General features: G+C 39.7%; 11 protein-coding genes. 7 read left to right on the top strand and 4 right to left on the bottom strand.

The genetic code is table 11. The features are described from left to right. Positions 1-21: 21 nt before the first annotated feature. Positions 22-684: a flagellar assembly protein FlaA gene (locus tag EHQ52_RS04605; protein ID WP_425269378.1), complete on the bottom strand. Its 663-nt coding sequence runs from the start codon at positions 682-684 to the stop codon at positions 22-24. Positions 685-794: 110 nt separating this feature from the next. Here EHQ52_RS04605 and EHQ52_RS04600 point away from each other — a divergent pair, with 110 nt between their 5' ends. Next, entirely contained in the window at positions 795-1,235 is a 441-nt protein-coding gene (locus EHQ52_RS04600; RefSeq protein ID WP_135614096.1) for a hypothetical protein, read from the top strand. Positions 1,236-1,341: 106 nt separating this feature from the next. Next, positions 1,342-2,592: a beta propeller repeat protein gene (locus EHQ52_RS04595; protein WP_135614095.1), complete on the top strand. Its 1,251-nt coding sequence runs from the start codon at positions 1,342-1,344 to the stop codon at positions 2,590-2,592. 381 nt (positions 2,593-2,973) lie between these two features. Here the strand turns inward: EHQ52_RS04595 and EHQ52_RS04590 are convergent, their stop codons facing one another. Continuing rightward, positions 2,974-3,606, bottom strand: a complete 633-nt coding sequence (locus tag EHQ52_RS04590) for a TetR/AcrR family transcriptional regulator (RefSeq protein WP_135614094.1) — start codon at positions 3,604-3,606, stop codon at positions 2,974-2,976. Between the two features lie 133 nt (positions 3,607-3,739). Here EHQ52_RS04590 and EHQ52_RS04585 point away from each other — a divergent pair, with 133 nt between their 5' ends. After that, entirely contained in the window at positions 3,740-5,026 is a 1,287-nt protein-coding gene (locus EHQ52_RS04585) for an NADH:flavin oxidoreductase/NADH oxidase family protein (protein WP_135614093.1), read from the top strand. 137 nt (positions 5,027-5,163) lie between these two features. Here EHQ52_RS04585 and EHQ52_RS04580 read toward each other — a convergent pair whose 3' ends face one another. Then, positions 5,164-6,417: an MFS transporter gene (locus tag EHQ52_RS04580; protein WP_135614092.1), complete on the bottom strand. Its 1,254-nt coding sequence runs from the start codon at positions 6,415-6,417 to the stop codon at positions 5,164-5,166. A 437-nt stretch (positions 6,418-6,854) separates the two neighbouring features. Between EHQ52_RS04580 and EHQ52_RS04575 the strand changes: the two genes are divergently transcribed. From EHQ52_RS04575 to EHQ52_RS04565, 3 genes are all read left to right on the top strand, one after another. Next, positions 6,855-7,949, top strand: coding sequence for an L-dopachrome tautomerase-related protein (locus tag EHQ52_RS04575; protein ID WP_135614091.1), 1,095 nt, complete (start codon positions 6,855-6,857; stop codon positions 7,947-7,949). A 257-nt stretch (positions 7,950-8,206) separates the two neighbouring features. Next, the gene (locus EHQ52_RS04570) at positions 8,207-9,814 is read left to right on the top strand and encodes a xylulokinase (protein ID WP_135614090.1); all 1,608 of its coding nucleotides are present in this window, start codon (positions 8,207-8,209) and stop codon (positions 9,812-9,814) included. 74 nt (positions 9,815-9,888) lie between these two features. Next, a complete protein-coding gene (locus tag EHQ52_RS04565) occupies positions 9,889-10,563 on the top strand; it encodes a TetR/AcrR family transcriptional regulator (protein WP_135614089.1) in 675 nt (224 codons plus the stop codon). Positions 10,564-10,611: 48 nt separating this feature from the next. On the opposite strand, the gene EHQ52_RS04560 is transcribed toward EHQ52_RS04565, so the two are convergent. Beyond that, positions 10,612-12,624 (bottom strand): 1-acyl-sn-glycerol-3-phosphate acyltransferase, encoded by a 2,013-nt coding sequence (locus EHQ52_RS04560; protein WP_135614088.1) that lies wholly within the window; start codon positions 12,622-12,624, stop codon positions 10,612-10,614. Positions 12,625-12,821: 197 nt separating this feature from the next. Here EHQ52_RS04560 and EHQ52_RS04555 point away from each other — a divergent pair, with 197 nt between their 5' ends. Further along, positions 12,822-13,820 carry an ATP phosphoribosyltransferase regulatory subunit gene (locus EHQ52_RS04555; protein WP_208653453.1) on the top strand — a complete coding sequence of 333 codons (999 nt, stop codon included), beginning with the start codon at positions 12,822-12,824 and terminating at the stop codon, positions 13,818-13,820.

Below are 13,820 nucleotides of genomic sequence, written 5' to 3'. Positions count from 1 at the left end.
GTTCTCGTGATCTTTGTGTGATTATTTCACTAAGGCATTTTCGTTAGGAAACAAAAGATATTTAGGTCTTGTTTTAGCAAGAATATCATCTATTACAAAAACTTCTCTTGTACCTCTTTTTCTTTCGAAGGGAGCCTCATATAAAAATCCTAAGAACACAAGTTCTGAATTTTTATGAGTAACCAAATCATCCTGTCTTACTTTGCGAGTGATGTCTAAAGATAATACCTTCCAGCCTGAAAAATTAAAATGAGTGAGCAGTATCTTTTTTTGATCCAAACTAGAATCTCTGACTAAAACAAAAAGAGAACCTCCGCCATCATTTGCATAAACATGGAACTTGAACTCTTTTACAAATTCTTTGGAAGACCAAGGCTTTTTGAATAAGATCTGAAAAGATTGGTTTTTTTCTGCGCTTAGTTCCACATACAAAGATTTTTCTGATTCTCTTTCAGGAGTTCTAAACACAGTAGAGATCCTTACTTCAGGAGAAAAATCAGGACCTAATTTTGCTTTTACGTTTTCTTCTCCGAAAACTTCCGTTTCAAAATCTTGGACCACGTATTCTTTATAAATTCCAGAAAGATCTTTAGATAAGATTGGGCCGGATAAGATAAAAATTCCTGTGAATGAAATTATGGAAAAAATTTTTAGTGAGTTGATCCTAGATCTTTTCCAGTCCATGTTTTTTATTTCGGTCAATTTCTCAAAAAAAACTAGCATCTGCTTTATTTTCCTAAGATCCAAATCTCTAAAAACTTGATGGTGTATACGAGTTTCCAAGAATCAGTACTATGGATTCTTCGGAAGATTCTTATTTCCCAACTCAATTGGAATTTGGAGAAGCATTCCGTTCTGCTTTTCATGAGTTTTTTGGAGACGAGAAAGATTTACAATACGAATTGTATGATTTAAAGGCAGAGGGTTCAGGACCCAAGGCAAAATGGGCGACCTTCTCTATTCGAAATCCATTAGGCGGTAGATCCATCGTATTTAGATTCGATCCTGATTCAGGTACCTTCTACGCCATGTTAAAAGTACAAGTGCTCCCTGGGGAAGAAGATTGGAGTTTGGATTCTTTCTTTCAGAAAAAAGGCTTTTCTGAGATCGGATCTGCTGAAGTGCAAAATACAGCAGGGGAATGGCTCTTTCATTCTTTAGCCAGACATTATTTAGGGACTATTTTCAGCCATTGTCCCCGTATTTTAGAGCCTGATTATAAGTTGGAGCCTTAAACTAATCGGTAACAAAACCAACGACGTTCGGCTTAAATGGGCGATTGCGACCCAAAAAAGATGGGAAAGATCTTATGGAAATTTGTTATTAAGTAAAGGCTCGGGCATGAAACGTATCATTCTATTTCTAAGTATCTTGCAGATCCTATATTGCAACCAAGCTAAGGAAGTGAATATTGATGCTTCCCAATCCTTAGTGGGTCTTGGCTTGGATCTGACATTATCTGAACAACTTTCGCCTACACCAGATATTGGACCTGAGTTTTTAGCAGTGGGGCTTTCTTGTTCTCTATGGACAAGTGAAGATGGAGTCGAGTGGGCCGCAGACGCTGGCTCTTCTGTATTTCCGGATTGTTCCGGAGGAAGCTTATATTCGGTAACTTATGGCAACGGGTTGTATGTTGTCGTTGGAACTCTCACCGGAAAGTTCGACTCTAGAACGGATAACTGTGGGCTTTGGACAAGTCCAGACGGAGCAACTTGGACTAGGATCCCTTGTCCTAATAATAGTGGTTTTCCATCAGAAGGAAATTTACCACTTCGATCTATTTCTTACGGAAGGGTAGGTGGTGTAAAAAAATTTGTGGCAGCAGGTCCTAAGTTTGGATCGGATTCAATCGCAAACCAATTGTACATGATCCAAAGTACAAATGGAAAGACTTGGACTGCAATGGAAGATATTCCAGAAACTGAACATGGAACAGCAAACGGATCTTGTTTAGTGATGTTCCACAATGATACTCTTTACTGTGCCCAAGAAGGTGGTTCTTATTCAGCGATCTTAGAATATAATCCTAGCACTTCTACTTCGGACATGCCTGGTTTTCCCCCATCCGGTGGAGGTAATGCCTTGGAATCTTTGACATATGCACCTCCGAACGTTAATGTGTACGACCAATATTCATTTCAGTTCTTTGTGTCTAGGGCAAATTCACTTTTGGTATTTGGAATGAGAGAAAGTGATTCTATAGCTGTAAGTTCTAAAATGAATACAAGTGGTGTGTGGCCTGCATCAGTTGCCATCGGCTTTGGAGCAAATAATCGACCAAATGGTTTTGCAAGTGATGAGTCTGGGAATATATACAGCTTCGCAAATTCCTGCAAATGGGCTTACTCTTCTAACCAAGGAATATCTTGGACTACAATAAATACATTGGATGCTTGCGGAACTACAAGTGCTTACCAAGATTGGATGTCTGCAACGTACAGCACTAAACTGAATAGAATGGTAGTTGTGGGGGACGCAGGTTCTATCGGGACTACGGATATTTCTCCCACTTTAACTACCGACTGGACATATCTAAAAGTTGCTGGAGTGTCCCTTCAGATCACCTCCGTAACTAGCAAATCTAAGTAAGATTTGCAAAACCTAGATCAATTATAAATCTGGGAAGAAGATGGACCCAATTCTAATTATAGTAATCATATCTGGATTTTCTGTAGGGATAGTGTACGGACTCTGGATCAGAAAAAGACATAAAGAATTAAAATAATCTAATACTTGAGTCGATACCCCTCACTTAAGGGATTCCGAAAATTTTTTCAAAAATGTAAGTCTGAGATTCTTCGTTTGTTCTCTAATATATAGAGATGAAGAACAAAAGATTCAAATTGAGACTTTGGAAATTTTATCGGATTATCAGACCACTGATGGCGATCTTGATTTCATTAGCATTTTTGTTAGTGAGCATTTATCTTCCGATCAAAGTTTGAAAAACTTCCGCCTAAAAACAATTCCTCAAATTTCACAGTTATCCTGAGGAAGGAATAACATAGATTTAAAAAACACTTTCAGAACTTCTCTGCCCACAGTCTGCAAAGCTCTCTTATTAGAAATATCAGACTGTATCTGCAAACCGTCAAAGAGTGCGAGTAAAGTTCTCGCAGAAAGTTCAGGCGAAAGATCCGATTTGATCTTACCGTTTTCCTGAGATTCTCTGATGGTTTTTGCAAAAAGTTTTTCTAAAGAATCATAAAAACTTAATATTTCTTTTTCCATTGCACCACAGGCAGTGGCTTCTGCAAACAGACGAGGGCTGCAATTTCCCTCTACTGCCAGACGATTCGCAAGTCTTTCTAAATATTCTACCAAGCGCAGGTGAGGAGGGAGTGCTTTTACTTCAGGTTCTTCGAATCCGAATCGTTCCCAGGACAAAAAGTTTTGGATAAGAGTGTCTCTGATCTCCTCTTTACTTTCGAAATGGAAATAGATCCCACCTTTTGTGAGTCCGGCCGCATCAGCTATGTCCTGAACAGAAGTCCTTTCGAAACCCTTACTAAAGAAACATTGCATAGCTGCCTGAAGGATGGATTCCTTTCGGACTTCCTCCGGCATTTTTTTCCAGCCAGGTTTAGCTTTGCTCAATTTCATTCCTGCCCTCTGTTTCTATGTTTTTCCTTCGCCCGTCAAACGAATTCTCCAAATTTCCTAAAAATAAATACCAACCGGTAGGAATTTTTATTGACCGACCCAGTCAAATAAATACCGAATGGTAGGAAATAACTTGAGTGAGAATTATATGATACAGGCATTATCAACGGAAGGAATTTCATCCGAAATTGAACTTCCAAACGGCCAAATACTCAAAAACAGAATTGTTAAAGCATCTATGGAAGAAGGTCTTTCGGATAAGGAATTTCTTCCCAGCCAAAGATTATTCAAACTTTATGAAAGATGGTCCCAATCAGGCGCTGGCCTCCTTCTTACCGGAAACGTAATGGTGGACGTAAATGGACTTACAGGTCCTGGCAATGTTATCTTAAGAAAGGATATGGATCTTTCTTCTCTCAAAAAGTGGGCAGAGATAGGGCAGTCCGGCGGATCCAAAATTTGGATGCAGATCAATCATCCAGGAAGACAAACATTTGGTTTTATTACTGAAACACCTGTTGCACCTTCTCCTATAAAAGTACATATACCAGGAAGAATGTTCGCAAAAGTTTTTGGAGAACCAAGAGCATTAAGCGGAGAAGAGATCAAAGCCCTCATCCAAAAATTCATAGATGCTGCTATCTTAGCAGAAAAAGCAGGATTCAACGGGGTAGAAGTCCATTCTGCTCATGGATATTTATTAAATCAGTTCCTTTCTCCAATTACCAATATTAGAAAAGATGAATGGGGTGGTTCTTTAGAGAATCGTGCAAGATTTCTTCTAGAAGTTTTGAAAGGTATCAAAGCATCTGTGCGATCCGATTTCGGAATAGGAGTTAAATTAAATTCTGCGGACTTTCAAGGTGGAGGTTTCCAAGAAGAAGATTCTATCCAAGTTATTAAAATGCTCGAACCAATAGGTTTGGATCTTTTGGAAATTTCAGGAGGGAATTATGAATCTCCTGCAATGCAAGGAACAGGCACAAACAAAAGAGAAGCTTACTTTTTAGATTTTGCTAAAAAGGCAAAAGAGATCACTAAAATCCCTCTACTCGTTACCGGAGGATTCAGAAGCAAATCTGTAATGGAAGAAGCTATTGTTTCTAAAGAAGCAGATCTCGTTGGGATCGCTGCACCTTTTGCATTTCATCCTACATTCGTAAATGGATTACTTTCCGGAAAAATAGAAAAGGTCTCGGTAGAAATACCGAAACTTTCTAACCCTGCATTAAATTCACTTTCTAAGATGTCCGCGATCCGTCTTCAGTTCAGAAGAATGGGAGAAGGAAAAGAACCTAGGCTACCAGGTTCTTTGATTTGGAATATGATACGAGATCAGATTAGAGGAAGACGTAACGCTAAAAATTATAAGAGCCTGCTTCGCCGGCTCTTGAAGCCCGACCTCGACACTAATCGATAGCCTTTACTTTTAAAGCGGACTATCGAAAATTTTTGGAACGAATTTCTTAAAAGCGGATCAAATCTGAAACGACTTAATCCATTGAATAGCAAACCTTAAACCGTCCGTCGGAGTAATTCCGACGGACCTTTTTTTATTTATTTTCTGGAGAGAGAATTCTCTTGTACTTTTGTTCCTAACATCAAAGGAGATTCTTTAAGTAAGAAAGAAAGTGCTAAGTTTAGAACCCCAAGACCTATGAATATTTTTAAGAATAGATCGATTCCTAAAAAGTTCAGACCTAATATAAAGAATATCCCAGAGATCTGACCAATCCAAAGTAAAAGTCCTTGGGAAGAAGATTCAGGTGCAGGAGAAGTGATTTCTGCGCAATATTGGAATCCGATCGGAGCACCAATCCCGAGTAAGAAGAATCCTATCAAGAATGCTCCAGTTAAAACTAATGTATAATCATTCGCTAAGGAAAATAATAACATTCCAGGCAAAAATCCAGCCATAGAGATTACAAGGAAAGGTTGTCTTTTTCCAACCTTATCAGAGATCAATGGAACAAAGATACCTGCGATAATTCCCGACATTAACATCATTCCAGCAATTTCTCCGGACTGGGTCATGTTCAGATGTTTTGTTTCACAGATCTGATCTATACAAGTACTGACTGCATTAAATACTCCGAGTCCAATTAAGAATAGAAGCAGAGATTTTCTCATATCCTTTTGGCTTAAGATATGTTTTAAACCTTCGAATACTTTAAATTTAGTCTCTTGAAGATTTGCTTTATCTGGAGCAGTTGGTGGTTTCTCTCTGAAAAATGCTAAGAAGATTACAGCTCCTGCTACAGCAACTAATCCATAATTTAAAAGAATTCCTGGGATCTCTTGAGGATTTGGATTCGCTTCTCCTAACATTCTAGGAGTGATTGCCATTACTAAAATAATACCTATAAATTGCGCTAAGGTTCCAATTGCTACTGCGGTGGCTCTTTCGGTGATAGGAAACCATTGAACGCTTACTTTTGTGACTGCGTTTAATATGAAAGGTTGTGCGATCGCTAAACCAATTTGAGATGCAACTACTATGCTAAAATTATCTGCGTAAACTCCTTTGCTTAAGGAGAAAATTCCAGTGAGAGCAGCGCCAACTCCTACTCCGATCTTAATTCCATAAGTATCGATAATATAAGAAGCAGGGATCGCCATTAATACGAATACTCCCATGAAGATAAGGGAGAGAAGATCTATTTGTAGGCTTGAAACATCGTAAAATAATTTAGCTTCTCTGGCTATAGGCGCAAAAGTCAGCCATTGGATTTGAATAATCGCCGTAATGAGTGCGTATAGACCAAGAATTACCCATCTGTAGCCGTATACCTTTACTTGGTTTTCACGCATAGAAAGCCCCGTTTTTATTTAAATAGTGAAAAGATAATAATTCGCATCACTTAGGTCCGAGGAAGTCATCACTAGAAGCTCGGAAGTAACAATGACAGTATAGGAGGTATATGTTCTAGTTCCAAGCAAATTATAATTTTGGAATGGGAAGTACATATGATTTTAGATTCTAATTATAACGATCTCAATATTATGCGAATAAGTGATTTAGTAGAATGTAAGACGCATATAAGTACAAGGTAATTCGGTCCTATAATCCCGTTCTTTTTCACATGAACGCAAGTTTACATCGTATACTAGTACTTTAAGAAATAAGAAAGTTGTAAGTTTTGATTTTTGATAAAAGACCGACTTCTTAAATTCGGACGTTCGACTTAAACAATGCGGACGACCATTTTCTTTTTTGCCTTATGATATGAGGCAGTGGAGAAAATTCTATGTTAAAAAAATGGGCTATAGTCTTTGCATTTGTTTTGACCATTGTAAAATGCGAAACAGGAAATTTAGAAGATAGGACAACGTTACCAAAGTATCCACATACTTCTTTAGAAAAAGTGATCCAGCTGGATCGCCCACCTGGCAATATCAGTGCCTCCACATCTGGAAGGATCTTCTTCTCCTTCTTCCCCCAAGGCTCTCCGCCAATTAAAGTTGCTGAATTAAAAAATGGCCAGGTCCTTCCATTTCCAAATCAGAATTTTCAGAAAAATTTTAATACAGTTCTTTCAGTCAGAGTAGATGATAAAAATCGTCTCTGGACCTTAGATTATGGAAATTTAGGCCTAACAAGACCAAAGGTTTATGCATTTGATATAGAAACAGGAACTACCATCCACGAGTTTGAATTCCCAGTTTCTATCGCTCCTAAGGATTCTTTGTTCAATGATATGCAAATAGACACTGTGACAGAGACAATCTTTATTACTGATACAAGTCCTTTGATACCAGATCCAGGGCTCGTGGTGTACGATATCACAAACAAAAAAGCAAGACGACTGCTGAAAGATCATGTCTCCGTTGTTGGAGAAAGGAACGAGATCGTAGTAAACGGATCTCCTTTCCAAGTAGCAGGAGTTTCTATCATATTTAATGCAGACTCAATCGCTTTGGACCAAAATAGAGAATGGTTATATTTTGCTCCTTTCACTTCAGGAGAATTATACCGTGCTAAAACCAGTGTTTTAAGGGATTCTACGTTAACCGCGGCGGGGCTTGCAGAGCAAGTGGAACAATATTCTTTAAAATCAATGAGTGATGGGATTAGCATCGATAAGAACGGAAACATTTATGTGACCGACGCGGAGCATTCTGCAGTGAATCTGATCGATCCAGATAAAAAGATCACCACATTATTCAAGGATCCAAGTTTCCGTTGGCCTGACGGATTTAGTTATGCTCCAGATGGATATATGTATCTAACTTGCAGCGCGCTAAACGAAGTGTTCCTACAAACAGACAGCACTATCTTAAGCAAAGGACCTTATTATATTTACAGATTCAAACCGGAAGCAGAGGGGATCATAGGTAGATAGATTTTTTGGGCGACTCACTCGCTTCGCTCGGATCGCGCTGCTTCGGGCTACGCTTCGCTCAGGTCCTTCGGACTTCCCCTGCGCATCACTGTCGCGGTTGGTTGCCGCGATTCAATTGACACGAAAGGACAATCGCATATAACCGCCTTCTCATTTTAGAAAAAAGGATTGCCCTTTTTGAGGGGCTTTTCAATCTCCTGATGAGTGAGTGCTCACTCATCGAACTTCTCGTAAATGGGTTTCGGAGGATCTACTGCATGAAATCAAAAGTCTATGTTTTGGCTTACGATATAGGAACTACCGGGACCAAAACTTGCCTATTTGAAATAGGTGATAGACTTACTCTTGTACATTCTGCCACCCAAGAATACGGACTTACACTTTTAGAAGGCGGAGGAGTGGAGCAGGATCCCCAAGATTGGTGGAATTCTATGAAAGATACCACTGCTCAGGTCTTAAAAGAAACCAAATTAGATCCTGCAGAAATTCGTGGGATCTCCTTCTGTTCCCAAATGCAAGGTCTTGTCTTAGTTGATAAGGATCTGAAGCCGGTTCGTCCAGCAATGAGTTATATGGACCAAAGAGCCCGTGAGCAAATGAAAAAAGGAATAGAGCATGGGATCAAGATAGAAGGTCTGAATGCTTATAAACTTCTTCGTTCCTTGCAGATCACAGGTGCAGTTGCAGGAAGTGTAAAAGATCCATTATGGAAATATAAATGGGTCGAGGCGAAAGAAGCAGAAAAATTTGCAAGAGTCTATAAATGGTTGGATGTGAAAGATTATCTGACTACTAGATGTACTGGCAGAGCTACCATGACCTTGGATTCTGCATTTGCTACTTTCTTATATGATTCTCGCCCAGGCAAAAGCCGTTGGCATAAAGGGCTTTGCAAAATGTTCGGAGTCCGTTTCGAACATCTTCCTGATCTAATACAATCCACAGACCTGATTGGCGGTCTGACTGAAATATCCGCAAAAGAACTAGGATTAAAGGAAGGGACTGCGGTTTTCGGCGGAGGTGGAGACGCCACTTTGATAGGTATAGGCGCCGGTGCAGTACAAGAGGGCGACACTCATATTTATGCAGGAACTTCTGGTTGGGTTTCTACAGTAACTAAAAGAAGAACTGTGGATATCAATGCGAGGATTGCATCTATCGTTGGTGCAAGAGCTGGCTTTTATAATTATTTCGGAGAACAAGAAACTTCCGGTAAATGTCTGCAATGGGTAAAAGATCATCTTGCCCTGGACGAAATAGATGTTTATTTAGAAAAAAAGAATGTAACAGAAGGAGAAGACGCAGTCCACGAAAGTCTTTTCGCATACTTATTCGAATCCATCAAGGATACTCCTGCAGGAAGTGATGGAGTCATCTTTACTCCTTGGTTGCATGGAAACCGTTGTCCATTCGAAGATCCTGCAGCAAGAGGAATGTTCTTCAATATTGGTTTGGATACAGGAAAAAGAAAACTCATCCGATCCGTAATTGAAGGTATATCCTTTCATAAACGTTGGATTTTAGAATTATCTCATGCAAAAGTTCCTGCTTCTTCTACCATTCGATTTGTAGGCGGAGTAGCACGCTCTCCAATTATTTGCCAGATCTTGGCGGATATTACAGGTAGAACGATAGAAACAATAGATCATCCTCAGAATGCGGGGGCGACTGGAGCCGCGGCAATAGCTGCATTAGGATTAGGTAAAATTCATTCTTTCGAAGAGATCAAAAGTTTAATACCAAGCAAAGAAAGATGGAATCCGAATCCGGCGAATAAATTAGTATATGATCGGAATTTTTCCGTATTCAAAAAATTATATGAGGCTAACAAGGCGCATTACGCAATCTTAAATACATATAAATAAAAAGGAACAGGCTTATCCCATAAGGGACTACTTATGTGAAATGGTTAGGCTCTGTTCCGGCAGGGTGTCAACAGATGAAGAGAATAGAACAGTCCAATCGAGTTCGGGCTAAAATTTTAGAAGTATCCCGAAAACTTTTCGTAAGCGAAGGATATGAGAAGGCAACCATACGTAGGATCATCGAGGAAGCAGAGATCACTACAGGAAGTCTTTATCATTTTTTCAAGAACAAGGAAGAGATACTACTCGCAATAGCGGGAGAAGTATTCAATGAAGCGGGTGAGACCGCCGAACGCCTGGTAGGTGAAATGGATCCTCCATTGGTTTTTGCCATGGAAATAGGATTACAATTCTATCTTTGCCAGAAAAAGCTTACCATAGCGGAAACATACTTAGCGGCTTATAAGACCCAGGGTGTGACCGATATGATAGGAAATCGGGGCTCTCATAGAAGCAAGATCCTATTCGAAAAATATAATCCCGAATTTGACGAACAAGAATATCTAATCCGTACTTTGGCCTTCAGAGGGGTCTTCCAAAGCCTTTTGGAAGAAATGGTATATTCCGGAAAAATAGACAGACTCAGAATGATGACCACAGTCATCCAACTGGGGCTGACTACATTCGGAGTTCCCAAAGAAGAAATGGAAATTGCATTACAAAAAACTTTCAGACTTCTGAAAGAAAGAGCTTCTGAGATAGAAGCTCTTTCTGAAGGATTACTGGAAATTTTCGTAAACGGAAGATAGAACCGGGTCTTTGTGTCCCGGTTTCGCAGATTGTGACTGACGAGAGTTTTAAACTCTCGAAAGTCTCTCTTCCATTCCTTCTGCAACTTTACGAACGTCTTTTTTATTGATGACCACTTCGTAAGCAGCATACATGATAGGAACTTCATTCGGATCTATTTTCATTAGGTTTGGCATTACCTTTAATCCGTAGAATCCGTTAGACATTTTTTCAGAAGGATGTCCGTTCGCTATATCATAACCTGTTTTTCTATCTTTTGCATCTGTTCCGAAACAAGATAACATAAAGTCAGTGAGTCCAGATAAACCTTGGAATGTTTCTGGTTTTCCTCCCATACGAACTCCCACATTTACCATCTCGTTGAAGAAACGATTGGAAAGATGGAATAGAGAATTATCCACATTTCCACCTAAAGTTTGTTGGAAATAACCTTCTACAATTCCCATTACAAGTGCATAAATTGTTTTGAGTGCTCCGCCTAACTGAACACCTTTTACATCTGTAGGGATGATCGCAGATCTTGGGAAAATATAACCTGTAGTTAATAATTTTTGAATGCGAGGGATCAGGCTTTCGTTCACGGCCGCGATCTCGAATCCAGAAATTTTTCTCTCCATGATCTGGTCAGGATAACAAGCACCAGAGATCACTCCTATCCTATCGTCTTCTATTCCTAATCCATGTTGTAGATCGTCTAGGATCAAACCAGCACTGGTAAAACCTTTGATAATATTGAAGAATGGAGCCTTGTTCTTAGAAAGATAAGGTTGAAGATCAGGATAGATCGTATGCAACTCCCAAGGATTGGTTCCTTGGATAAATAATGTTGCGGTTTTTAGATCTTCCGGATCAGAAGTGAATATTAGGTTTGGAGGAAGTTTGTATAGAGAATAAGTTCTTAGGTCTCTTCTTTCTGTATTCGACTGAGAAGTGTATTCTTTGTCAGGATGATAGACCAAAACATTCACATCTTTATTGGCAAGCACGGTTGCGATCGCAATTCCCATACTGCTATTTCCGATCACCACAACCTTCTCTTTAGGTTCTTTAGGTACCTTGATGAGTTTGTTTTCGTCCCTAGCATCCGCACTGTACAAGTTTCTGTAAATACCATGTTGGTGTTTGTTCAGGTTTTGCCCTACAAGTAGAGCCAAATTATCGATCAGGAATTGTTTTTTGTCCCCATGTTCCGGGAATGGAAGATGTTCAACATCTTTAGGGAAATGAGCCATTTCCTTTTTAGACAATTCTCCGACTAACACTGGTTTACCGATAGTTAGTTTTCCTGCTACCTGGTTGAAGAGTAGGCTTGTGGTAGGAAGGATTTTGTCAGTCTTCTCCAATGAAATTGGAAGAATGACCTTGTTTGCAACATAGTGATAGACCGTGTCCACAAAAGGCATTAACCTTCCGTCTCTGGATCTGGTTCCTTCCGGGAAGATTGCAGCGATCTTTCCTTCTTGTTGTAATTTTTGAGAATGTCGGAATGCCCTCATATTAATTTTGGTCATCACGTCTGAAAGACTTGGGTTATCCGCCATGTCTCTTTTAGAGCAGACCAAAAGAGTTCCGAACATATACAATCCGAGTCTTGTAAAATCTGGTTCGTAAGCCAAACGTCCAGCGATGAATACGAGTTGTTCCGCTACTTCTCTACCTTCTGGAGAAGCATGATATAAAAGTTGGAAGATTGCAGGAGCGTCCAAATGGCTGAGGTGATTGGAAATCAAGGTAACCGGGTATTTTCCGATCAGAGGTTTTACTGCGGCTAGGTTTTCGATACCTTCGACGGTAAAAAATTTCATGATAGGAGAAAGGAATTCGATCATGAATTCCCTGGCTTTCTTTTCAGGAGGGGTATATACACCGATCCTTTCTAAAGAAGATGGATCCTTAAAAACATCCATGACCGGAGGCATTGGAGTTACTGAACAAAGATAAAGAAATTTCTGAAGTATCTTTTTAGCTTCTTCTTCGCTCATTCCTGATCTTTTGAATAGGTGAATGTTCTCGAAGAATTCCTTCTGCCATCTTCCGACGGATTGTTCTTTTTCTGCCATGCTACGTCTCTATTTAAGGTCTTGCGGTTAATCTGGTTTCGGTGCTTAGAGCTCGAACTTTAAGGTTGGATACGCGATTTCCGGAGAATACTTTCTATCCTTGGAAGGCTTATTGTCATTCTATTTTTTGGGAAAAACGATTTGAATTCTACCCTAGCCAAAAGGAACTGTTCTTTGGGGCTTTTCGTACAGAACAGATGACACATAATCCTCCAGAGTTTAGCGAGAAAAAATGGATCCCGGACGGATTCCATTTTTTTGGACCGAACGAGAGTTCGGAAAGAAGGGAACTTCTAAATTCCCTCAGTTCCAAGCTCAAAGAATTCAAATACTCTGAGGTATTTTTACCTTCTTTTGATTATTCTTCTTCTTTTTTGCTTACCATGTCAGCAGAAGACTCCTCTGCTTTATATAGATTCAGGGATTCTGATGGAAATGAGATCTCGCCTAGCGCGGATCTGACTGTTCAGGCTGTAAAAGGTATGGCCGGTTTTGCGCACCGCAAAGAAAACCAACGTATCTTTTATCAGGGAAAAATTTTCAGAGACTATGGTAGAAAGAGCGGATCTAGAAAAGAAATCCTGCAAGTAGGTGCGGAACATATAGGTGGTTCAGGCGCCCCAGCTATTTTAGGAATTTTGAAAGAGATTTCTGGATTATTCTCCGGAATTAAACTGCGTTCGCCATTGACTGTTGTGTTAGGCAATGTTGGAGTCTTTCATTCTGTTCTGGAGTCATTAGAACTTTCCAGATCTGAAAAAAGGCAATTATCGTTTTTATTATATAGGAAAAATCTTCCGGAGATCCGACGGTTTCTGGAAAATAGAAAGGCTTCTAGGATTTTTCCTGTATTAGAATCTTTATGTTTGGGATTTGTTTCTCATAAGGAAGATCTAGGTAAGAAGTTTGCTTCTTTAGGACTTTCTGATTCTTTCCAAAAAATCATCTCCGAAACGGGAGAAATTATAGGTTCACTCGGCAAAACTCCTGGTGTGGAATTTTGTTCGGATTATACTCTTATTCCAGATTTGGAATATTATACTGGATTCGTTTTCCAAGGTTACGTGTCCGGAAGTTCAGAACCAGTTCTAACCGGAGGAGCTTATGATCATCTTTATGAGCTATTCTCCGGAACCCAAAAAGACGCCTGCGGATTTGCGGTCAATGTTGATGCGCTGGAAGCGGTATTGGGATAA

The sequence above is a fragment of the Leptospira koniambonensis genome (genome assembly GCF_004769555.1).
In the GTDB taxonomy this organism is placed as follows: Bacteria; Spirochaetota; Leptospiria; order Leptospirales; family Leptospiraceae; genus Leptospira_B; species Leptospira_B koniambonensis.
The sequence above is the reverse complement of the archived record's forward strand: the minus strand, read 5'-3'. Positions and strand labels throughout refer to the sequence as shown.